Raw genomic sequence first — 19,844 nt, 5'->3', positions numbered from 1 at the left:
TTCGCGCTCCGCGAGTTGTTCAGGACTGAACGATTCTTCTCAGGCCGACTCCCACGCGGGTTCTTACAATTTTGCGTCGCGCTTGCGCTCCTGACGGGCTTGGAACCGCTCGACCACAGCCCCCGCGCCGCCCTGTCGAAAGTAGTACGCAGCCCGATCCATGTCCCGACGGATGCCGGTATGCGAGCTTCGACGCACAGTTTCGGTTGACTTCCCTCGCCCGACGACACCGGAGTGACCACCTGCTCGCGCCAATTTCTTATCCGCTGCGAAGAGCGGCTTGCGGCAAAATTCGACCAGAGGAGCGAGCACCCGCTCCCAGAGGAACTCCTCACGAACTCTTTGCACATTCGCGCGAGCGGCATCACGTGCGATCGGGTCGTACAGGAGTTTCTCCAGCGCGGCAACGAGTGCTCCCTGATCTCGCTCGGGAATCGACGCCCCGAGGTTCTCCTTCTCTACCAAGTCGCCGAAGGAGTCACCCTCCGTGGTCACAATCGGCAGACCTGCCCAGAGGTAGTCAAGAATGCGCGTGCGGAAAGAGAATGTCGTCTCAACGTGCTGGAAATGAGTCGAGACGCCGAGGTCGGCCTCAAGCAGGTAGTTTTGACGGTCGTCGAAGGGAACCCATGACTCGTTGAAGAACACGTGCTTGTTGGTCATTCCGAGTTGCTCTGCAAGCACGCGAGCTTCCGAGACAACTTCCATTTCGGGGACATCAGGATTCGGATGCTTGACGCCCATGAAGAAAAGACGAACGTCTGGGTGTGTCACCGAGACCTCGGCTACGGCGCGGATGAGCACACCCGGGTCGAACCAGTTGTAGATGCCACCGCCCCAGATGATGATCTTGTCGTCAGCCCCAATGCCTGGGACCACTCCGCGAATCGCCGGTTGGCTCTTCACCGGATCGGTGCCAGAGATACCGAACGGAGCGATCGCGATCAAAGAATCAAGCTCACTGTCCCGGGAATAGGTGTAGGCGTTGATTCGCCCCAACCCTGCAAGTTGGCCCAGCCAGAAGTGACGCTGGCGCTCGCTGGCACACAGGAAGAAGTCTCCGAGGAGAAGCTGGTGATTGAGGGCATCTGTTGCGTCGTTGACCTGCTTGTTCCAGAGTTCGAGGATCTTTCCTCGCCCTTGTTCCAACTGCTCAAGGTGAAGGGGATCGTACACGTCGACCACGATGATTTTCTTCGAGTTCTCAAGACTGGGAAACAGTGCCAGCGCGTGACCCTGCACGATGATGATGTCCGCCCAGCGTTCATGGGCGATCGCGGAACTCGGCCGGTGGTGCGAGATTACCCCGACTTCAAAGGAGTCATCCAGCGATTCGGCGTGCGTCATGCTCAGCAGCCGCACATCGTGCTCGGAAGAGAGCAATTTCGCGATATTCCACGCCCTAATTGCCGGCCCCGCCATCTTCTTGCCGACGGAGTCACCAGTGATGACCAGGATGCGCCGGCGAGCGGATGCAGCGAGAACATCAAGGCTCTCGACAATCTTCTCGTAGCCGCGTAGGTAGCTCTCGATGGGGTAGGCCGGTTCATCGATGTTGCCGAACAAGAGTGACATTTCGCGATCGCTCCGCACTCGGGTCGCCTGGACCTTGGCCCGGGCCGACGCCATCTGCGGCAGCTGTTCTACGAGTTGGTCGATGGCGAAGACGCCCGCCATCGTCGATTTGGGCACCGGCATGGTGGGGTCGCTGTCATCACCAGGAACGCGCAGGTCGAGCGACGTTGAGTCAAGCTTGCCCCGCCCGATGGCACGCCGTGTTGCGAGCAGAAGAGCTCCGGGGAATACGCGGGCGAGGGATTCGTCATCCAGATTCTTGTAGAGCGAGTACAGCGCGTTGCGTTCGAGGAGGTATTCCTCGCGGAAGTTGCCGAACTTGTTCATCGAAGCGTGGTGTTTGTGGAAGGCAAGGGACTTGGGCTGGAACCGGAACCGGTAGCCGAGTAGGTTGAGGCGCCAGCCAAGATCGACATCGTCATAAAACATGAAGAAGTTGTCGTCGAAGCCGCCCAGCTCATCGAAGACGGTGGCCTTGATGAACATCGCCGCGCCTGTTCCGAAGAGAACGTCCTTCTCCTCGTCCCAGGCGCCGCGGTCCTTCTCACCGGCGTGCGGCTTGTAACCCATGCCGTACCAGGTCACCGACGCATCGACGAAATCGACATTGACGCCGTCCCAGTCGAGCACCTTGCTCGCCACCGCACCGATGTCAGTGCCCGTTGCGAAGGTCGCAACCGCCTCCTTGATCCAGTCGGGATGCGGCTTGGCATCGTTGTTCAAGAAGGCGATGTATTCGCCTGTCGACTTTTGAACCCCTAGGTTACAGCCTCCGGTGAAACCAAGGTTTTCCTTCGACTCGACAATCGTCACTCGGTCGGCCAAGGTCTGCAGCTTCTCGAGGCTGTCGTCACCCGAGCCGTTTTCAACGACAACGATCTCGAGGAGATCGTTTGACCAGTTGAGACCGAATAGGCCCTCGATGCACTCGAGTGTGTCTTCCGTTCCCCGGAAATTGACCAGCACGACCGACACCACACCTGAACGCCGCTTCTTCATAGAAATACCTCGCATTTTCCGGCCCATCACAGACCCTAAATTCTTGACGTTTGAGAGGGAAGCCACACGCTATTCCCGCGCACCGCTCTGAAGCGAATCCAGATATGCCTGGATCGTCGGTTTCGCGTCGCCCCTCATGACGAGCTCGCCATGGCGCAACCAGGCCGCGTGGTCACACATGTCCTGCACCTGGCTCATGGAGTGGCTGACCAGCACGACAGTCTTGCCAGCGTTCTTGAAGTCCACAAATTTCTGACGACACTTGTCCTGGAAGTCGGCGTCACCGACGGAAAGCACTTCGTCGACAACGAGCACGTCCGGGTCGACATTGATGGCGATCGCGAAGCCAAGGCGCACGTACATGCCAGACGAGTAGTTTTTGACAGGCTGGTCGATGAACTGTTCAACACCGGAGAAGTCCACGATCTCGTCGAACTTGCGGGTGATTTCCTTCTTTGACATCCCAAGAATCGAACCGTTCAAGAACACATTCTCGCGACCGGACAACTCCGGGTGGAACCCTGAACCTACCTCCAGCAGTGCGGCAATCCGGCCCCGGTAGCCGATCGTCCCCTTTTCCGGATAGTAGATCTTTGCCAAGCACTTCAGCAGAGTGGACTTTCCAGAACCATTGCTGCCGATGAGTCCAAAAGTGGACCCTGTGGGCACGTCAAAAGTCACATCTTTGAGCGCCCAGAAGTCCTCATGCACGGAACGGCGGCCACGCATGATCGCCGACTTGATCGACTGGTTACGCTCGTGGTAAAGCCGAAATTTCTTGCTGACATGCTCAACATTGACTGCGATTTCATTCATAGCGCTTCAGCCAGACCCTTCTCGCTCCGTCGGAACACCCAGACACCAACGACGAATGCCCCAAATGCCCAAATGGCGGCCAGGAGCACATCTTGCAGGTCGGGCAACCGATTGTCGTACATTATCTGTCTGAACACGGAGACGAATCGTTCAAGAGGGTTGATCTGATAGACGTCGAGCAAGGTAATTTGAGTGCCAAAGAGGCCGCCATGAGCTTTCGATTGCACTTCTACGAGACTGATCGGATAGATGATGGGGGTCAGGTACATCCAGATCTGCATGAGAATTGACACGAAGTACTGAGTGTCCCTGAAGTGCACATTCGCCACGGCGAGCATGAGTGAGAGCCCGGCCGCGAAGATTGCCAGCAGCACCATCATGACGAGGGTGAGCGGAATCCAGGGCCAGATAAAGGAACCGCTCAGAGCCAGAACCACGACGAGCACGCCCATCTCGAACAGCCAGTTGTAGCCGACAGAGCCCACTTTTGACAGCGGGAGGACAATCCGGGTGAAGTAGACCTTCTGCACGAGACCGGCGTTCCCGATGATCGAGCCCATGCCTTGTTGCACGACGTTTGAGAAGAAGGACCACGGTAGTAGCCCGCAGAGGAGCCAAACGGCAAAGACGTCGAGTCCGCTCGGGTCACCGGCTTCAGGTTTAACTCGAAGGATGAACGCGAACACAATCGTGTAAACCAGCATCGACGCAAGCGGATTAGCCAAGGACCAAAGCTGCCCAAAAATAGTGCGTTTGTACTGGCCTCGGATCTCACGCAGGGTGAGATTTGCCAGAAGTTCTCGAGAAGCGAGAACTTCATTCAGGTATCGCATGTAACCTCACTGAGCGGCCGATTGGATGGCCGCAGACTAATCTAGCCTAGAACTATGCTTGCGAAACGTGTGGCCACCCCCTTGAACCCAGCTCTCGATGCCTCCCACGTGGCAGTCGTCACCGTGAGTTACGGCTCGGACGATGTGATCGGGCCCTTCCTGTCGTCCCTGATGACGGCATCTGTGAATCCACTGCATATCGTCGTCGCAGATAACAAACCACTCGGCAAATCGAGCGTGATCGCCGCGATGGCCAAGAAGGCCGGTGCCATTTATTTGGCGTTGCCATCGAATCGTGGCTACGGCGGAGCGATCAACGCAGCTGTCAGAGCCCTCCCTGCAGAGATTGAGTGGGTCGTCATCAGCAATCCCGACGTGACCGTCAACCCCGGCGCAATCGATGTGCTCCTGAACAGCGTGTGCGACGACGAAACCATTGCTGCCGTTGGCCCGCGGATCCTCTCCGCTGATGGCGAGGTGTATCCCTCGGCGCGCACAATTCCGTCACTCACGACGGGAGTCGGCCATGCGCTCTTCGCGGACGTTTGGCCCACTAATCCCTGGTCTCGGCGCTATCGGAGAGAAAGCAATATTCCGACCTCACGTCGTGATGCCGGTTGGCTGTCCGGTGCCTTTTTAGCTGTCCGACGCCGGGTTCTTGATGATTTGGCCGGTTTCGACGAGGGGTACTTCATGTACTTCGAGGACGTCGACCTAGGGTACAGAATCGGCAAACTTGGCCTCCGGAGCGTGTACGAACCGTCCGCCGTCGTTGTGCACACTGGCGCCCATTCCACCGACGGCGACTCCGCCCGAATGGTGCGGGCACATCACGTGAGCGCTCGTCGGTTCCTATCGCGTAAGTATGCGGGCCCGCTTTTGTTGCCTGTCCGAGTGGTGCTCAGCGCCGGCCTGGCGATTCGATCTCGAATCGCCGAACGCCGGGCCACTCGCTAGAGCGTCTTTGACCGCCACGCGACGTCGGATAGTCGTCGAATCGGAGCTGTAATGCGCCAGGACCGGCTCGTTCGCATCTCGGCAACGACCGCCTTCAAGCGCTCCACCTCCGTGCTCGCTTGCACCAGCCGGGCGCACGCATCATCGCGGTCAGCCTCAAGCATGCGACAGTTCTCCCGTTCCTCCTCAACCTGGCCGACCAGGCCCTGTACCCGAGCGCCCATACGTTCAAGGAGGCCCTCATAGGTTTCGACGGCCTCGAGCATCGAGGCACGCTGTCGATCAAGCTGATGCAAGAGAACAACATCCTTGTCGAAATCGTTCATCGGAAGGTCTCTACCAGCGCTTGTGTCTGCTGATCCGCGGCGTTGGCGCAATCTCGTGAGTCTTGCGCGTTCCGGGGCAGTCGGGAGGACGTAAATGCCTCTACTACGGCTTCAGGCAAATCGTCGAAGGAAACATCCATGGGGAACGCCGGGTCCCACGTGGCCGCATACTTCGACACCTTGCGGTTTTCGAGACTCACACGTGGTAGCCCGAATGAGCCGGCGATTATGCGCCCGTGGAGAGATGAACCGATCCACATTCTGGAGCGGGCTATGTAGGAGGCCAAAAGCATGGGATCCCGCGTGGTGATTCCCACAGTCGGGATCTCGGGAGCGATGACCGCCAACACTGACTTGACCTCGTCGTATTGGTCGGACCGGTCGTGGTGGCGCGCCGTACCGGCCAGGAAGAACGCCGGACGAAGGTTGGTCGCTCTGGCCACGCGCGCAATAGATCGTGCAATGGCCTCCGCGCCATGAAGTTGGATCAAATGGGCATTGGCCTGGAAGACGAAGTACGGCTCAGCATTGAGCCTTCTCTGCGCAATCTCCGGATGCCTCAGGCTGATCGCGTGGACCATGTCGGGAGAGAGCGTCGCTGTCTTGCCGATGCTGGCCGCGAATCTCTGGGACGCCGTATCACGCACGACCACGGCGGCCGCGTTACGGATTGCTGCGTGTGCGGCATCCCCGTGCTCAGAACCAGGTTCGGTCTCGAAGAGGTTGCTCAAGCCGATCGAATTCATGACAACAGGCGTGTGGGTATTCAGAGGAAAATTCGCGACAGGCGGAAAATACGCCGGAGATTGAGCCGAAGCACCAGAGAGGAATTCTGCGATGACACCCTTCCCCCGTTTCCCAGACTGATCGAAAATGGAGCCGTCGGCTTCCGTGAGGGACATGGCGAGCGCCCCTTCAGTGTCGACGCCACCGATCTCCCCTCCGACGACCCAGACCAGATCCCACGCCCGAGCGGCCAGTAAATCGCTGTGAGGGTAGACCCTGGTCCCCAGGAGAGGTCTCATGTCCGCGCCGATGACGGAACCGGCAGCTAGGTAACTGCCCTCTAAGTAGTCCTTCGTAAGTTGGTAAAACAGCAGGTCCCCGAAATTATCGCGCTCATAAGCGCCAACAAGAAGGACGCTGGCCTTCGCAGTGGATTGGGACAAGTAGCTGGGGGTTCCTTCCGGTTCCACACCCCCCGAATGGTGCTTCAACCATAGTCGCACCGTCGTGTGGGTGACGAATCAAGGCCCGCGACACACTTATACCGTGAGCAGCCGGTCCGGAATTTCGCGGAGCACCGCAGCGACATGATCAATTTGTTCGGAGGACATCCAAGGTCCCATCGGAAGACTCGTCACCTGCTGAGAAAGCGCGACGGCGGCCGGGAAGACGCCGGCAAGGCCTTCCTCAGATAGCAGTGCCCTCATCGGCGCAAGTTCATGAACCGCATAAGGATAGTGGGCATCCGACGCGACACCGTTCAGTGCCAGGTAGTCCTGCAGCGCGGCCCTGTTGCTAGCCTTGACGACGAAATGATGCCACACACTGTCCAGGAGGTTGAGCGGGCCAATCACTGACCCGGTTCGTCCTCCGAGGGCCTCGTAATAGGCGCCGGCGATTTCTCGTCGCGTTTGGGTCCATAGATCAAGACTCCGAAGGTGGTACGAGAGAAACGCTGCTTGCAGCGGATCGAGCCTCGAGTTCCATCCAGTGTCGATGTGATCGTACTTCGCCATTCCCTGGCCGTACGACCGTCGACTACGGATGCGCGCCGCGACGTTGGCATCGGAAGTAGTCACGCATCCGGCGTCCCCGAGCGCACCCAAATTCTTCGTGGGGTAGAAAGAAAATGCCGCGGCATCGCCGACTGCCCCAGTGACGCCCGCATTGGAAACTGCGCCGTGGCTTTGCGCGGCATCCTCGACGACAATGAGGCCGTGCTCCTTCGCAACTCGCATGATCGACGAGAGGTCAGCTGCCTGCCCATACAGGTGAACGGCAATGATTGCCTTGGTCCGGCCGGTTATCGCCTGCTCGATGCGAGTCGGGTCGAGGTTTGCGGTCGCCGGGCTGACGTCCACAGGGACAGGAATGGCACCCGTCTGAGTGACACCTAGCCATGTCGCGTAGAACGTAAACGCGGGAACGATGACTTCATCCCCTGGCCCCACTCCGTACGCCTCTAGAATCAAACGAATTGAATCGAGTCCATTGCCCGTGCCAACACAATGCTCTGCCCCCACGAAGTTTGCGAACTCGGCCTCAAATCGTTGCGTCAGCGGCCCGCCCACGAAGTACCCACCGTCGAGAACCTCATCGAGGCAGGCATGAAGGTCAACGGTCTGGGAACGGGTGAGTTTTCCGAGATCGAAGAAAGGCACACTGATCATGCAGTGGTCCACTTCACGAACTCGTCGTAGTCCCGAATGTAGTCACCGGGGTTGTATTCCTCTGATGCGAAGACTAACGCTGCAGAGCCGGCGGAGAAGTCCCGCAGAGTTCGCCAGTATCCCGGAGGGATTGTAAGCCCCTTGTTGGGGCTGTTGAGCACGAACCTGCTCTTTGTGAATCCGTCGTCCAGGTCCACCTGGAAGCTCCCGGACACGGCCACTATCAGCTGATAGAGATCCTTGTGCGCGTGCGATCCGCGAACCGCGTTCGATGGCACATCGTAGAGAAAGTAGACGCGCTTGACTGGAAAAGGAAATGGAGAGTCCTTTTCCACAACGCCTAGCGCCCCTAGTTCATCGCGCACCTCAGGTACATCGATGAGCGTTGGTGTGGCCCAATCCGCTGCGGTCACGTCAACAAGCGTTGGAGATTCCAAGTCAGTCATTTTGAAACTGTAACAGTCTCTTCGATGCCTCAATTGGGGCTTCGCTCGTTTATTCCACGAACGATGTACTCTGTCAAGAGCCGAACTTTGCTTGTCGTGGGGAATTCGTGAGAATCAGCAATGCCGCAGTGCGCCTGGTCGGCGACTTGGTTGCGCGCTCCGCGCAGCGTTCGCACGATCGTGAGATGGACTGCCTTCGGAGTCTTCGCCGTGAACTGACCACCAGTTATCCCGAGGTTAGGGTTGATGCTCTCTTCCGGATCCTGAACGCGTCTCGACTTTCTGAGTTCCCTGAGGGCTTTCTCCTCGATGCGCCTGCTGCCGACACCAGCCCGTTGGGTGCACGATCATTGCTCTCCAACGCTGCCGATGGGGTTTTGGCGCGGCAGGTTGATTGGCATCCGCTCTTTTCCTCGCAGTACTATGACGGCGCCAACCCGGATGTGGCTTCCGCCGGCGTTTCCCCGTGGCTGCACTATCATGTGCACGGCCGTGCTGAGGGCCGTTCGCCTCACCCACTGATCGACAGCAGCTATCTCGCAATGTCCATATCTGGAGTCAGCCGTGGAGAGGTTATTGACGAATACCTGATGTCGCCTAAACTCTGGGTCTTTGATACAAGCCCCTACGTGGATTGTCAGAAGTTCGTTCTCTACGGAAATTGGGACGGCCAGTCGAATCCGCTGCTTCAGATCGTGCAGAGCCACCTGACCAGTCGCTGGGTAAGCCGCAGGCTTATGATCGTGGATGCCTCCTCGGATTCCGAAGCCAGGTCGCGAATGTTGGCAAGTACTCTTCTCCTTTCTACGAATGAACCTCGCTCGCGCCTTTCCTCCATCCGCTACTGGAAGACAAAGGAGGCCGAGGATCCAACTTTCGGCGATCAAACTGAGTACACGGTTGTGCCTGGCTTCTTCCTCGGCGCACACGACCACGAAATCCGGTCCACGGCCTCTGTGACCATGAGTCCCGATTCGTCTGTGATTCGACTTCCATCGGAGTTCGCCAGCATCGCGGCAGGGTCACGGTCGACCGCTGACTCGCTGGTCTGGTTGACGGGACCGATGTCAAACGCAGAACTTCGTGTGGTCGCGATGAATCGTTGTGGTCATCTCGTCCTTGCGCCCCACAGCGCAGAGCAGGCGATCGCGCTGAAAGCGATCGTCAGCGAACTGCCGAATGTCAGAGTCCTCGAGTACGGCGTTCAAACTCGGGTGGTCAGCGGGGAGCTCTCGTTCGAGGGCGAATCTCGACCGGAAATTCATGTGGCCGAGTGGGATTGGTCCTCAGACACGGATTTGTGGCAGGTCGCAATCGTGATTCCCCAGGCTCACGGGCAGGTGAACGATGCCAGGTTCAGGCGCGCACTCGAAGCCGGAGCAGCGTTGTGCATTCTCGGACCGCAGGGGCTGGCTGCGTGGTTACCTGTCATTCAGAGTCGGACGCTCGTGGTCGTCGAACCCACCCTGGTTGAGCTTGTGGAGGGCTTTGTCGATCCAGGCGTGCTGAGGCTTCTACCCGGCAGAGAGGGCATTGGCCCATGGTGAGTCGAGTGACTACCGCTGGCGTCATTGCTGCGTTCAATCAGGAAAAGTACATTTCAGAGGCCGTGTTGAGTCTGGCCGAACAGGTCGACGAAGTCATCGTCGTCGACGACGCGTCAATGGACAATACGCAAGACGTTCTTGCTGCCCTCGCTGTTCCCAACTTGATTGTGATCTACAACGACGTTCAGCTTGGTGTCTCCAGGTCATACAACCGGGCCGTGGCCGCATCCTCGGCCGAGATCCTTCTCATCCAGGGTGGCGATGACCGCTCCCTGGCGGGCCGCGCAGACCGTCAAGTCCAGGCACTGTCAGATCCCTCCGTTTCCCTGACCTACAGCCTGCCGAGAGTGATCGACGCGCGTGGAGCCAGGTTACCGGCGTCGCTGGGCAGTGAGTTCTCGGTCGGAAGCGGAGGCTTCGATCCGCTAAATTTTCTGTTCTTTGTAACGAACTATATTTGCGCACCGGCTGTTGCGGTGCGCCGCTCTGACTATGTGCGAGTGGGCGGATTTAGGGGCGGTTTGGACCTGCTTCAGGACTACGACTTGTGGCTCCGTCTCGCGTCCGAGGGGCGATTCGCTTATATCGATCATCCCGTCGTGGAATACAGAAAGCACGCTTTCAACCTCTCACGTGACTATGTTGATCTGGATTCGCCCAAGCAACGTAGAGTTTCCGCCGAAATGGACTTCATCCGGAATCGCTTCCTGAACAACGCGAATGAGGCAACAATCCGAAGGCTGGCGGCGCACCTCGCCCTCGATCTGGTTAGATTCGATACGCTTTCGAATCAGGAGAAGGTCGCCATAATCCAGCTTGCACACGGCGACAAACTTCAATTGCGACATGGGGTGGCGTTCCTGTTCGAGGCCGCCGGAGAGTGGGACGCAATCGCGCGCTTCGAGCGACTCGGCCTCGAACTCAGCGACCTGTCCAGACTTGCCATCCTTTCGGACCACGGCAATCTTGAGGATGTCAGCCGCGCCATCGGAGGATTTCGGGCGGCAGACCGCATTTCAGCCAAACGAAAACCGTGAACCCAAGAGAAAGATAAGAATGGCAATCCATCACGAGGCCTTGATCGACGCCGGCGCTACCGTCCACGAGTCGGTCGTGGCGTGGGCGGGAACTCATGTCAGAGATTCTGCCCACATCGGCGCACGGACGAGCCTCGGTCAAGGTGTCTACGTCGGACCGGGCGCCATAATCGGCGAAGACTGCAAGATTCAGAATGGCGCACTCATCTATGAGCCTGCAGTCGTCGGCAACGGAGTCTTCATCGGACCGCGCGTCGTTTTGACGAATGACAGGCACCCCCGGGCCATCCGGCCCAATGGAGAGGTCAAGACCGCGGCGGACTGGACGCCGGTGGGGGTGACCATCGAGTATGGGGCCGCCATCGGCGCCGGTGCCGTGTGCGTCGCCCCGGTTACGATCGCAGAGTGGGCCACAGTGGCCGCGGGTGCAGTCGTCGTAGCCGACGTGCTGCCCTTCGCTATCGTGGCGGGGGTTCCCGCCCGACAAATCGGCTGGGTCGGGCGCACGGGTGAAAAGCTTGAGCTTGTCTCCGACGGACGGTGGCTCTGCCGCGACACACGAGACGAGTTTCGCATGCGGGCAGACGGCCACGGCATCGAGTTGATCGGATCATGACGAGCGTAAAGCGCGCGATCCGTAGGTTTACCTCCCTGGAGAAAGCTGCGCTGGCGCCGATTCACGAATTTTGGCGCACCCACAACTACGCGCTACTCGGTGAGAGCGCTTCGTTCTTGCGCGCGCTTGACCACCGCGTTGATACTCATGTGGCCTCGCCAATCCACGACGTCATAATCGCCGGATGGCTGTCCGGTCATTCCGGCTACAAGCTCAGCATTAGGACGCTCCGGCGAATGAATCCCGGCTACCACATCGTCCTCAAGCGCGAAGACAGAAAGGACGTCGTCACTGGTGACTCCGCCGGGGGACAGCCGTTGGGATTCCGAATTGAAGCTCACTCCGAGGACGCTCTCAACCCATTCGTTCTGGGAGTCGTGGCACCCGACGCCCGCATCTTCTCGCTACCGGCATCAAACGTGGACGTAGCGGAACGGATGAGCAACGGCTACCCGGGGCTCCGCGTCACGGTCCACAATGCGACCGAGACAGCCACGCCTCCGTTCGGATACGTGGACTACCTGATGAAGTCCCCGCGGGGAGTGACCTCAGAAAGAAGCACATGGTTGGCAGCCATCGTCCATCATGCTCCGAAAGAGATGCTCGAGTTGGTTGATTCCGACTACGGTCAATTCCTGGCGGCTGACGCGCTCAAGGTGCTGTCGATCTACCCATCAGACGCGTCTTGGGCGGATAGGTTCAACTTGGTCGCGCTTGGAGGGCAAGGGGAATTCGTCTCGGACCTGGTGCCGGTCACCGTTGAGCGGCCAAATCGCACGGCGGCACCCAGCGCGGGAACCGGAACGCGCGTGCCCGAGTTCGTGCGTCGCAGCAAAACCCTTCACTCGGTCCCCGGCGCTCGAACTATGGCGTCTCCAAGCGAAGACTGGCTGCATCTCAAGGACGCCCTGGTCCAGGATGGGGGAACGGTCACTGTGGGCGACTCCCTTATCAATTTCGAGACCTCTGCGGACCCGAGTCTCGATTTCGTCGCTGGTCAATGGGAGACGGTCTTCGGCAGCCGGACTCACCCCGACGTCGCCCTCTTGCGCAGGCGGCCCCTGGCAGACGAATTCGTTCCGGAGGGGATTCTCCTTTCAGGACGCAACGACTCAAACTGGTATCACTGGCTGATCGAGTACCTGCCGCGAGTGATGCAGCTCGAGGGCACTCTCGGACCTGACGTTCCATTCATCGTCAGTTCGCGAACACCACCGAGTGGGCTTGATGCGCTTAGGTCCCTGACGGATCGGTCCATAGTCGTCCTGGATCCGTCTCTGGCCTATCCCGTTGAACTCCTGCACGTTGTCGCGCCGCCCGTTCAGATTCTCGATACGACGCGCGTCCCTTGGTCCGAGGGCCTCTGCATGAACCCTGCCCCACTTCTGGCAATTCGCGACAAACTCGGGCTCAACTCGGGTGCTGCTCTTCCTTCGCGACATGTATTCCTGCGCCGCCAGTCCAGCCATCGCGGCCTTCTGAATGAGGCCGTTCTCGCCAAGATCGCCGCCCGACACGGTCTTGAAGTCCTAGATCCCGGCGCAATGTCCTGGTCGGAGCAGGTCGCGCTCTTCTCGTCCGCGTCCCTGCTTGTCGGCGCGAGCGGAGCAGTCATGGCCAACTACCTACTCATGTCCCCCGGAAGTCGCATTCTGGCCCTGACCTCCGACGGCCTTGGCGATTTCGTGCTTCCGGCAGCGATCGCCAGCATCGTGGGAGTTGACTTCACGTATCTGACAGGTCCGGGCAGCACAAAGCTATCGAAGAGCGACAATCGCAACAATTGGCTTCATTCAGACTTCAGTATCTCTCCTGGAGAATTCGAATCAACATTGCGGAGGACGCTGCGGTCCCTCCTTGAAGTCCCAGACCATGAGGTATCGGCTTCTACGCCCTCGTCCTTGACCAGACGTCAAGCAGTCAGGTGATCACCTCGTGAAAACCGCAAAGACACTCGCTCCCGCACTCTTACTGTTAGGGCTGGCCTATATCGCGATTTCCCTCCTTTCAGGATGGCTGCGATGACCACGACTGTCCCCGAACTGGGCGGAACAGGCTTGCGTCGCTTTGTGATGAGGCAACTCCAACCGACCCCGCTGCGACTCGCGGTCGTCAACTGGATAGCGCAGTTCACGCTCCTGATGATCATCAGCTTTTTCCAAGGGGTTAACACTGCTCACGGCAACTTCACCATGCAGCTGGCTCCCGCTCGCATGGCCCAAATCTTCGGCTTCTCGGATGCGGGGTCATATCTGCAGGCTGCCCAAAATCTTGTAGCCAACGGCCGGATCCTTCCTGAATGGCAGTGGGTCTACAATCTTTGGCCGCCGGGAATGGTCTGGCTGGACGCGCTCGTCTTGCGGCTGTCGCCGATTTCCTTCGGAGTTACTATCGGGCTTATCACGGCTCTGATCTGGAGCGCCGTTCTCTCCGTCCTGACGCGACCATTCATCACAGGACTGAAGTTGTTGGCCGTTGTTCTGTCCATTGAAGTCCTGATCTTGGGTACTTCTCCATTCCAATCGTGGATGTTCGACGAGGGCCTCATGTACGCCGATGGGCTCGCCACGGGGTTCTTCCTCCTCGGCCTGGCGTTAATCGTAGACAGGGTTCGAGTTGGTGGACTACTGAGCGTGTGGATCCGAGATGGAATCCTCGCTGGCGTCGCATTCGCTGGTGCGATCTTTCTCCGTTCGTCCTATCTGCTGGCGCCTTGGGCGATCAGTGCCACAGCAGTACTTGTCGTGATCATCGCACTAGTAGCGCGACGCCGACACCAGCCTCAGCGCGGCGATATCAGTTCGCAAGCAGCAATGCTGGTGGCCGCGAGTCTCAGCATGCTCCTGCTCATGCAGCCATACCTCACTTTCGTTCAGCAAACGATGGGTCGGTCACAGTTAGTCACGACCGAATCGCTCTTCTACGAATACGCATGGCAGGATCCGACCACTGAGGACGTCCCGGAATGGCTGCTCAGCAGTGGATCAGCCCTTGGATGCTCAATCGACCCCGTCACGTGCGCCCGCTTCCGGGATGACAAGGCCGCAGGCCACCCGGCGTCTGCAGACGAACTTCGAAACGCTCTCGTCGTTTCGGTCCTCACCTACCCTGCTTCATATGTCGGCAACCGCGCATACTTCCTTCCTAAGCAATGGTTCGGGGACGAGATGGCGTCCTACGCCCACGTGGACACAGACTACTCAAAGGGCACGGTCAGCCAATCCGCATCTGACGGCCTCAATCCACCGCAGGGTATTTTCTACCTCATACTTTTGGGCATTGCTGCAGGTGTGGCGATCGTTTTGGCGCGCAGGGGACAATGGGCACTTCTCATTGTTCCAGTCCTCGCTGTAGGGCTGCTTGCACCATTCGCAATCGCACACATTGAAGTCCGGTATCTCATACCAATCAAACTAATTGGTCTACTGGCACCGATGTTGTTGCTTATCCTCCGAGGCCGTCGAACAACCGCACCGATAGGCAATCATCAGAAACCGTCCACTTCGGATGGGGCTCTGACAATCCTTCGGACAGCGTCGCCAAATCTCGATCACGACAGGCGCCCCTGAGCGACCTCCGGCAGCCGCCCCAAGTCGAATACGTCGGGCCAACACTGTTGACACCGGTGGTGAACGGGCACAGAGGATCTAACCGAGCATTGAATGCGTATCCGAGCTGGCGAGCAGTCCCGCGACCGGCGCGGTAGATTTCAACCCGGCGCGCGCTCCGAAGTCGCGGGCAGTGGTAATTAGCGATCCTCCGGCTCGAACCCGCCTGTCCTAGCCCTCTCAGACGAGCGTTTCGAGATAGGAGCCGTAACCGCTCTTGACCAAGGGCGCGGCTAGCTTCGCAAGCTGCGCATCGTCAATCCACCCGGCGCGCCAAGCGATTTCTTCGATGCAGCCGACCTTGAAGCCCTGGCGATCTTCGATCACGCGCACGTACTCTGACGCCTGCATCATAGATTCGAATGTGCCGGTGTCCAGCCACGCCGTGCCGCGGTCGAGGACCTGCACATGCAGGTCGCCCTGTTGCAGATAACGTTCATTGATCGTGGAGATTTCGAGCTCTCCGCGCGCGGAGGGCTCGATAGTCTTCGCAATTTCAACAACGCGGTTGTCATAGAAATAGAGGCCGGGCACAGCATAATTGCTCTTGGGAGTCGCTGGCTTCTCCTCAATCGACAGCGCAGTCATTGATTCGTCGAACTCCACGACCCCGTAGGCGTGCGGGTTCGACACGTGATACGCGAAGATTCGTGCGCCCTCAAGGTTCGCGTTTCCACGGAGTGCGGAGCCCAGACCCGCGCCGTGAAAGATATTGTCGCCGAGCACGAGCGCAACGGATTCGTCACCGATAAACTCCTCACCGATTATGAATGCCTGCGCGAGACCGTCCGGGGACTCCTGAATGGCGTACTCGATGCGAATGCCGAGATCAGAACCGTTGCCCAGCAGCGCCTTGAATTGATCATTGTATTCAGGCGTCGTGATAATCAGAATCTCTTTGATGTCGGCCATCATGAGTGTCGACAACGGGTAGTAAATCATCGGCTTGTCATAGATCGGCATCAATTGCTTGGAGATGGCCTTCGTGATCGGCCACAGACGCGTACCGGACCCGCCGGCGAGAATGATTCCGCGCATGGGTTCTACTTCCGTTCGTTGAGTTCAGCGTAGTGAGCGCGGGCAGCAGCCCACGTTGGCAGCAAGCCGCTCGCGGATGCCTCAGCCAGGCTGGGAGCATCGGAATCTTTCGGTGAAAGAAGGAGTTCACCGGCTTCGGGTGGAAAGACCAATCCGATATCCGCGTCAAACGGATTTAGGCCGTGCTCGCGGCTCGGGTTGAAAGGGGCGGTTACGAGGTAGCTCACGGTGGCGTCATCGGTCAGCGCAACGAAGCAATGGCCGAGGCCCTCGGCAATGTAGACAGCACGCCGATCGGTGTCATCAAGGAGCACGCTGTCCCACAGACCGAAGGTTGGGGAACCTACCCGGATATCGATGATGTAATCGAGGACGGCGCCGCGCACGGCGGTGACGTACTTAGCCTGGCTCGGAGGAACGTCCGCGAAATGGATTCCCCGCACGGAACCGCGACGTGACACGCTCGTATTGGCCTGAGCGATCTCGAGGCGGTGCCCGAGCGTCTCTTCAAGTCGGTCAGAACGAAACCACTCGAGAAACTCCCCGCGGCCGTCGCTGAACTGCTTGGGAGTGATCTCGTAGGAATCGGGGATAGAAAGCTCGCGGATCTGCACCAGTGGAGTCTACCAAACGGGGCGGAGGGCTAGGTCCCCTACCGCGTCGCGATGGGTGCACTCGACGGCTGCGGACCGCACTCAGGGTTTTCGAGGACTATGGGAGTCTGGTGGCATGTCCCTTAGGAGTCTATGGTCCGACCGTCAGGCCCCCCGAAGCAGCAGGGACTTCAGGCGAAGGGCCACCGACCGGGTCGGATGCCCCTCGAATAGCCTCTCGAATAGGCCGGAGCGGGATGCCTGCAAAGGGTCGATTCCTGCCCTCACTCGGGCGATGACAGTTTCGAGGCTGTTGGCACCATCCGAACCGTCCACAGCGTAGCAGGCAGTTGCGAGCCGTCGACCGAGGTCATTGAGCGCCAGGCCCGCGAGATTTGTCCAAACGATTGGCTTCTCCGTGGATAGGAACTCGGCGAGGGTCGATGAGACATCGCCGACGAAGATATCAGATCCCAAAACGGCGTCGAGAAAGTCGGGACCTGAAACCGCGTTGACGTTGGGCATCGAGAAAAGAACATCGAGCAATGCCGAAATACGCTCCGCATCCGGATTGCGCGACAAAGCGACCATCACGTTAGGGTGCAGTACCAAATTAAGTGTGACATCCGGGTCTTGCGCTATGCGCACGAAGGAATCGATATACGTAGCGAGGCTGGAATCAGCGTAGCCAGTCCATCGCGGCTTCCACGCAATAGAGAATCCCGGGAATGCGCCATGCGGTCTCCCATAGTACTGGTACGCGTCAAGTTTGAGGTACCCAATTGTCCGAAACTTAGGGTCATCGGGGAACAAGTACGCCGACTCCGTGAAGAATCGATACGCATTGAGCAGGAACTGATTGTCGGCAAGGAACTGATAGTCGCCCTCCCAGCGGATCAGAACTGTGCCATAGGACATATGCAAAACTTTGCCGATCCGAGCGAGTTCGCCCGAGTGAAATTCCTCCTTGATAAACATGTCATATGGGTTCGACAGGAACAGGTAGTCAGGCTTCAGCTCTCGTATCCGGTCGACGTGGAGATCGACGTCGTGATGGATTCCGTGCCGGCTCAGAAGCGTCGAGATCTCCTGGCTGGATACCGCCGGGGAAAAATCGTATCCGATGCGATCACACGCAATCACCGAGACCGTGAACCTCCAGTCTTTCGTCAATTCCTCGTAGAGACTCAGGATGTTGTTGACATAGAGATCATTGACGATGAAGACGATGCTCGTTCTTCTGATGCCGGAACCACGCAGTAGTGCGTCGATTCTCATGTTTACGTCATTTCTATCCGGACCTCGGAGTGCTCCGGGCGCTCAATCGACATTGAGCACACGAATTCTCCGTCAGAAAAAGCCTTGGTCTGAGACTGTCAGCGGCGAAACCGAAGAGAATCTGGCTTTCGTCTTTTTCGCTGTTTGCGATAAGTAGAGCTTAGATCTCCTCCACGCTGGACCCGCACACCCCCGCCCAACGAACACACACGCAGGGTTCCGACCGAGCACGACGGTCGCGGATGCCGCGAGAGTTGTCGTGAAAACCCATTGCCGCTCTGGGCCAGGTCTTATGGGCCCAGATAGAGTTATTGATTGCCCGTCGAAACAGCCCCAGAAAGCGCCAGTCAATGGATCAGAGTATCTTCTCGTGTGTTCTCAACAACCAACGATTCAAGTTCTTGGCGGTCGGAGCGATAAACACCGTCGTCGGCTACTTGCTGTTCGTTGGGCTTTACGGGCTACTATTTGCAAACATTCCATTTGGCTACTTGGCGAGCTTGGCCATGTCCTACGCGGGAGCTATTGTTCTTGCGTTCTTTCTTTACCGACGGTTCGTTTTTCCCGTCGCGGGCCATCTGCTGAAGGACTTCGTCCGTTTCGTGGGAGTGTATGCCGTCTCGATCGGGATAAATGCGCTTGCGCTACCAGGATTGGTTGAAATCCTGCACGTGGATCCGCTGCTAGCACAGGCGATCATCCTGATCGCAACGACGCTAGTGAGCTACTTCGGCCATCGCTATTTCTCATTTCGCCGTCGCGTCCCCGACACCCTCACAGAAGTATGAAACGCGCGGAGTCGAAGCAGCAACCTACTCAGGCTTGCAGGACCCGGGTGGACTCATCCACACGCCAGCCCAACGACAGCGCATCCCAGGTTTGCCTGATTCCCTCCTCCAATGACGTCGCGAGGAAAGACTCGTGTTCCGCATCGTAACGATCAGTGTTCAGGACGACGCTCTTCACGAAGGTAGCCGGCGCCTTCAGATGTTCGATCTCGCAATCAATTCCAGTGACTTTACGCATGCTCGCGAACACTTCGTTGACGCTGTGACCGAATCCGCTCCCGATGTTGTAGGTGTCGTGCGCTGTCCGCGTCCCGACCAGTCGACCGATTTTGCGGACAACATCCGGGGCGTAGGCGTAGTCACGAACCATCGTCCCGTCACCAAAGAGTTGTAGCGGCTGACGAGCCAGGATACGAGACAGCGCGATCGGAATCAGACCCTGCCTGCGGTTGGCGTGTTGCCGAATCCCATATGGATTGGAGATGCGCAAAACAAGTGAGTCTAGGCCGTGCCGTCTGCGATAGTACCTCAGGTAGTTCTCAATTGTCAGCTTTCCGATGCCGTACGGCGAGATGGGAAGGGTCGCGTCAAGTTCTGAGTACTCGGCCTTGCCTTGATCTCCGTAAACCGCGCCCCCGGATGACGCAAAATATACGCGTTTGATGCGTGCGGCCACGGCAAGGTCTAGAAGATCAAGTGTTTGGGTGACGTTTGTGCGAATATCAAGACGAGGTTCGTTCTCCACGCTCGCCGGAGTCGTCGTTGAAAGAAAGTGGAAGACAAAATCCTGACCTGCTAGCGACTCCTCAAGGTCTCTCGAGTTCAGGAAATCGCCCTTGTAAGTGGTGGCGCTTGTCGGCCGGAAGGTTGTGACGCCCATGCTGAACCGATCAAAGGCGACTACCTCGTGCCCAAGACTCGCTAGTTCATCTACGAGATGGGAACCAAGAAAGCCGTTTCCGCCGATCACAAGGCACTTTGCCATGGCTCC

The 19,844-nt window shown here is 58.3% G+C and carries 18 protein-coding genes; 7 read left to right on the top strand and 11 right to left on the bottom strand.

Going from position 1 to position 19,844, the window contains the following annotated elements; all coding sequences use genetic code 11:
* Positions 1-63 precede the first annotated feature (63 nt).
* The 3 genes from E3O32_RS13830 to E3O32_RS13820 all read right to left on the bottom strand — a co-directional run bounded on the left by E3O32_RS13830 (position 64) and on the right by E3O32_RS13820 (position 4,223).
* Complete coding sequence (locus tag E3O32_RS13830; RefSeq protein WP_134510400.1) at positions 64-2,574, bottom strand: glycosyltransferase; 2,511 nt, start codon at positions 2,572-2,574, stop codon at positions 64-66.
* 69 nt (positions 2,575-2,643) lie between these two features.
* Positions 2,644-3,390, bottom strand: coding sequence for an ABC transporter ATP-binding protein (locus E3O32_RS13825; RefSeq protein WP_134510399.1), 747 nt, complete (start codon positions 3,388-3,390; stop codon positions 2,644-2,646).
* On the bottom strand, positions 3,387-4,223 hold the full coding sequence (locus E3O32_RS13820; RefSeq protein ID WP_134510398.1) for an ABC transporter permease: 837 nt from the start codon (positions 4,221-4,223) through the stop codon (positions 3,387-3,389). The genes E3O32_RS13825 and E3O32_RS13820 overlap by 4 nt, the downstream gene beginning before the upstream one ends.
* Positions 4,224-4,277: 54 nt before the next feature.
* Here E3O32_RS13820 and E3O32_RS13815 point away from each other — a divergent pair, with 54 nt between their 5' ends.
* The gene (locus tag E3O32_RS13815; RefSeq protein ID WP_134510397.1) at positions 4,278-5,180 is read left to right on the top strand and encodes a glycosyltransferase; all 903 of its coding nucleotides are present in this window, start codon (positions 4,278-4,280) and stop codon (positions 5,178-5,180) included.
* Here E3O32_RS13815 and E3O32_RS13810 read toward each other — a convergent pair.
* The 4 genes from E3O32_RS13810 to E3O32_RS13795 all read right to left on the bottom strand — a co-directional run bounded on the left by E3O32_RS13810 (position 5,177) and on the right by E3O32_RS13795 (position 8,348).
* Positions 5,177-5,506, bottom strand: a complete 330-nt coding sequence (locus E3O32_RS13810; protein ID WP_134510396.1) for a hypothetical protein — start codon at positions 5,504-5,506, stop codon at positions 5,177-5,179. The two genes, E3O32_RS13815 and E3O32_RS13810, sit on opposite strands and share 4 nt — an antisense overlap.
* Positions 5,503-6,675, bottom strand: coding sequence for a polysaccharide pyruvyl transferase family protein (locus E3O32_RS13805; protein WP_166790860.1), 1,173 nt, complete (start codon positions 6,673-6,675; stop codon positions 5,503-5,505). The genes E3O32_RS13810 and E3O32_RS13805 overlap by 4 nt, the downstream gene beginning before the upstream one ends.
* A 96-nt stretch (positions 6,676-6,771) precedes the next feature.
* Positions 6,772-7,902 carry a DegT/DnrJ/EryC1/StrS family aminotransferase gene (locus E3O32_RS13800; RefSeq protein WP_134510394.1) on the bottom strand — a complete coding sequence of 377 codons (1,131 nt, stop codon included), beginning with the start codon at positions 7,900-7,902 and terminating at the stop codon, positions 6,772-6,774.
* A complete protein-coding gene (locus E3O32_RS13795) occupies positions 7,899-8,348 on the bottom strand; it encodes a sugar 3,4-ketoisomerase (RefSeq protein ID WP_134510393.1) in 450 nt (149 codons plus the stop codon). Before E3O32_RS13795 ends, E3O32_RS13800 begins: the two co-directional genes overlap by 4 nt.
* 107 nt (positions 8,349-8,455) lie before the next feature.
* Between E3O32_RS13795 and E3O32_RS13790 the strand changes: the two genes are divergently transcribed.
* From E3O32_RS13790 to E3O32_RS13770, 5 genes are all read left to right on the top strand, one after another.
* A complete protein-coding gene (locus tag E3O32_RS13790) occupies positions 8,456-9,895 on the top strand; it encodes a hypothetical protein (RefSeq protein ID WP_134510392.1) in 1,440 nt (479 codons plus the stop codon).
* A gap of 5 nt (positions 9,896-9,900) precedes the next feature.
* A complete protein-coding gene (locus E3O32_RS13785; RefSeq protein WP_166790859.1) occupies positions 9,901-10,932 on the top strand; it encodes a glycosyltransferase in 1,032 nt (343 codons plus the stop codon).
* A gap of 19 nt (positions 10,933-10,951) precedes the next feature.
* Positions 10,952-11,548 (top strand): N-acetyltransferase, encoded by a 597-nt coding sequence (locus E3O32_RS13780; protein ID WP_134510390.1) that lies wholly within the window; start codon positions 10,952-10,954, stop codon positions 11,546-11,548.
* Positions 11,545-13,476, top strand: coding sequence for a glycosyltransferase family 61 protein (locus tag E3O32_RS13775; RefSeq protein WP_134510389.1), 1,932 nt, complete (start codon positions 11,545-11,547; stop codon positions 13,474-13,476). The genes E3O32_RS13780 and E3O32_RS13775 overlap by 4 nt, the downstream gene beginning before the upstream one ends.
* Before the next feature lie 93 nt (positions 13,477-13,569).
* A complete protein-coding gene (locus E3O32_RS13770; RefSeq protein ID WP_134510388.1) occupies positions 13,570-15,117 on the top strand; it encodes a hypothetical protein in 1,548 nt (515 codons plus the stop codon).
* A 219-nt stretch (positions 15,118-15,336) separates the two neighbouring features.
* Here E3O32_RS13770 and rfbA read toward each other — a convergent pair whose 3' ends face one another.
* The 3 genes from rfbA to E3O32_RS13755 all read right to left on the bottom strand — a co-directional run bounded on the left by rfbA (position 15,337) and on the right by E3O32_RS13755 (position 18,065).
* Positions 15,337-16,194: a glucose-1-phosphate thymidylyltransferase RfbA gene (gene rfbA / locus E3O32_RS13765; protein WP_134510387.1), complete on the bottom strand. Its 858-nt coding sequence runs from the start codon at positions 16,192-16,194 to the stop codon at positions 15,337-15,339.
* A gap of 5 nt (positions 16,195-16,199) precedes the next feature.
* Positions 16,200-16,808 carry a dTDP-4-dehydrorhamnose 3,5-epimerase family protein gene (locus E3O32_RS13760; RefSeq protein ID WP_134510386.1) on the bottom strand — a complete coding sequence of 203 codons (609 nt, stop codon included), beginning with the start codon at positions 16,806-16,808 and terminating at the stop codon, positions 16,200-16,202.
* Positions 16,809-16,952: 144 nt separating this feature from the next.
* The gene (locus tag E3O32_RS13755; protein WP_134510385.1) at positions 16,953-18,065 is read right to left on the bottom strand and encodes a hypothetical protein; all 1,113 of its coding nucleotides are present in this window, start codon (positions 18,063-18,065) and stop codon (positions 16,953-16,955) included.
* Between the two features lie 350 nt (positions 18,066-18,415).
* Between E3O32_RS13755 and E3O32_RS13750 the strand changes: the two genes are divergently transcribed.
* Positions 18,416-18,853, top strand: coding sequence for a GtrA family protein (locus E3O32_RS13750; RefSeq protein ID WP_134510384.1), 438 nt, complete (start codon positions 18,416-18,418; stop codon positions 18,851-18,853).
* Positions 18,854-18,881: 28 nt separating this feature from the next.
* On the opposite strand, the gene E3O32_RS13745 is transcribed toward E3O32_RS13750, so the two are convergent.
* Positions 18,882-19,838 (bottom strand): NAD-dependent epimerase/dehydratase family protein, encoded by a 957-nt coding sequence (locus E3O32_RS13745; protein ID WP_134510383.1) that lies wholly within the window; start codon positions 19,836-19,838, stop codon positions 18,882-18,884.
* Positions 19,839-19,844: the final 6 nt, after the last annotated feature.

This window comes from Cryobacterium mannosilyticum, assembly GCF_004402705.1.
Taxonomy (GTDB): Bacteria; Actinomycetota; Actinomycetes; order Actinomycetales; family Microbacteriaceae; genus Cryobacterium; species Cryobacterium mannosilyticum.
This window is presented reverse-complemented; position numbering and strand designations above follow the sequence as displayed.

What these genes read in the sequence shown, in the direction of transcription:
- E3O32_RS13830 (WP_134510400.1), bottom strand. Translation starts at nt 2,574, where the DNA reads ATGAAGAAGCGGCGTTCAGGTGTGGTGTCGGTCGTGCTGGTCAATTTC.
- E3O32_RS13825 (WP_134510399.1), bottom strand. Translation starts at nt 3,390, where the DNA reads ATGAATGAAATCGCAGTCAATGTTGAGCATGTCAGCAAGAAATTTCGG.
- E3O32_RS13820 (WP_134510398.1), bottom strand. Translation starts at nt 4,223, where the DNA reads ATGCGATACCTGAATGAAGTTCTCGCTTCTCGAGAACTTCTGGCAAAT.
- E3O32_RS13815 (WP_134510397.1), top strand. Translation starts at nt 4,278, where the DNA reads ATGCTTGCGAAACGTGTGGCCACCCCCTTGAACCCAGCTCTCGATGCC.
- E3O32_RS13810 (WP_134510396.1), bottom strand. Translation starts at nt 5,506, where the DNA reads ATGAACGATTTCGACAAGGATGTTGTTCTCTTGCATCAGCTTGATCGA.
- E3O32_RS13800 (WP_134510394.1), bottom strand. Translation starts at nt 7,902, where the DNA reads ATGATCAGTGTGCCTTTCTTCGATCTCGGAAAACTCACCCGTTCCCAG.
- E3O32_RS13795 (WP_134510393.1), bottom strand. Translation starts at nt 8,348, where the DNA reads ATGACTGACTTGGAATCTCCAACGCTTGTTGACGTGACCGCAGCGGAT.
- E3O32_RS13780 (WP_134510390.1), top strand. Translation starts at nt 10,952, where the DNA reads ATGGCAATCCATCACGAGGCCTTGATCGACGCCGGCGCTACCGTCCAC.
- E3O32_RS13775 (WP_134510389.1), top strand. Translation starts at nt 11,545, where the DNA reads ATGACGAGCGTAAAGCGCGCGATCCGTAGGTTTACCTCCCTGGAGAAA.
- E3O32_RS13770 (WP_134510388.1), top strand. Translation starts at nt 13,570, where the DNA reads ATGACCACGACTGTCCCCGAACTGGGCGGAACAGGCTTGCGTCGCTTT.
- rfbA (WP_134510387.1), bottom strand. Translation starts at nt 16,194, where the DNA reads ATGCGCGGAATCATTCTCGCCGGCGGGTCCGGTACGCGTCTGTGGCCG.
- E3O32_RS13755 (WP_134510385.1), bottom strand. Translation starts at nt 18,065, where the DNA reads ATGAGAATCGACGCACTACTGCGTGGTTCCGGCATCAGAAGAACGAGC.
- E3O32_RS13750 (WP_134510384.1), top strand. Translation starts at nt 18,416, where the DNA reads ATGGATCAGAGTATCTTCTCGTGTGTTCTCAACAACCAACGATTCAAG.
- E3O32_RS13745 (WP_134510383.1), bottom strand. Translation starts at nt 19,838, where the DNA reads ATGGCAAAGTGCCTTGTGATCGGCGGAAACGGCTTTCTTGGTTCCCAT.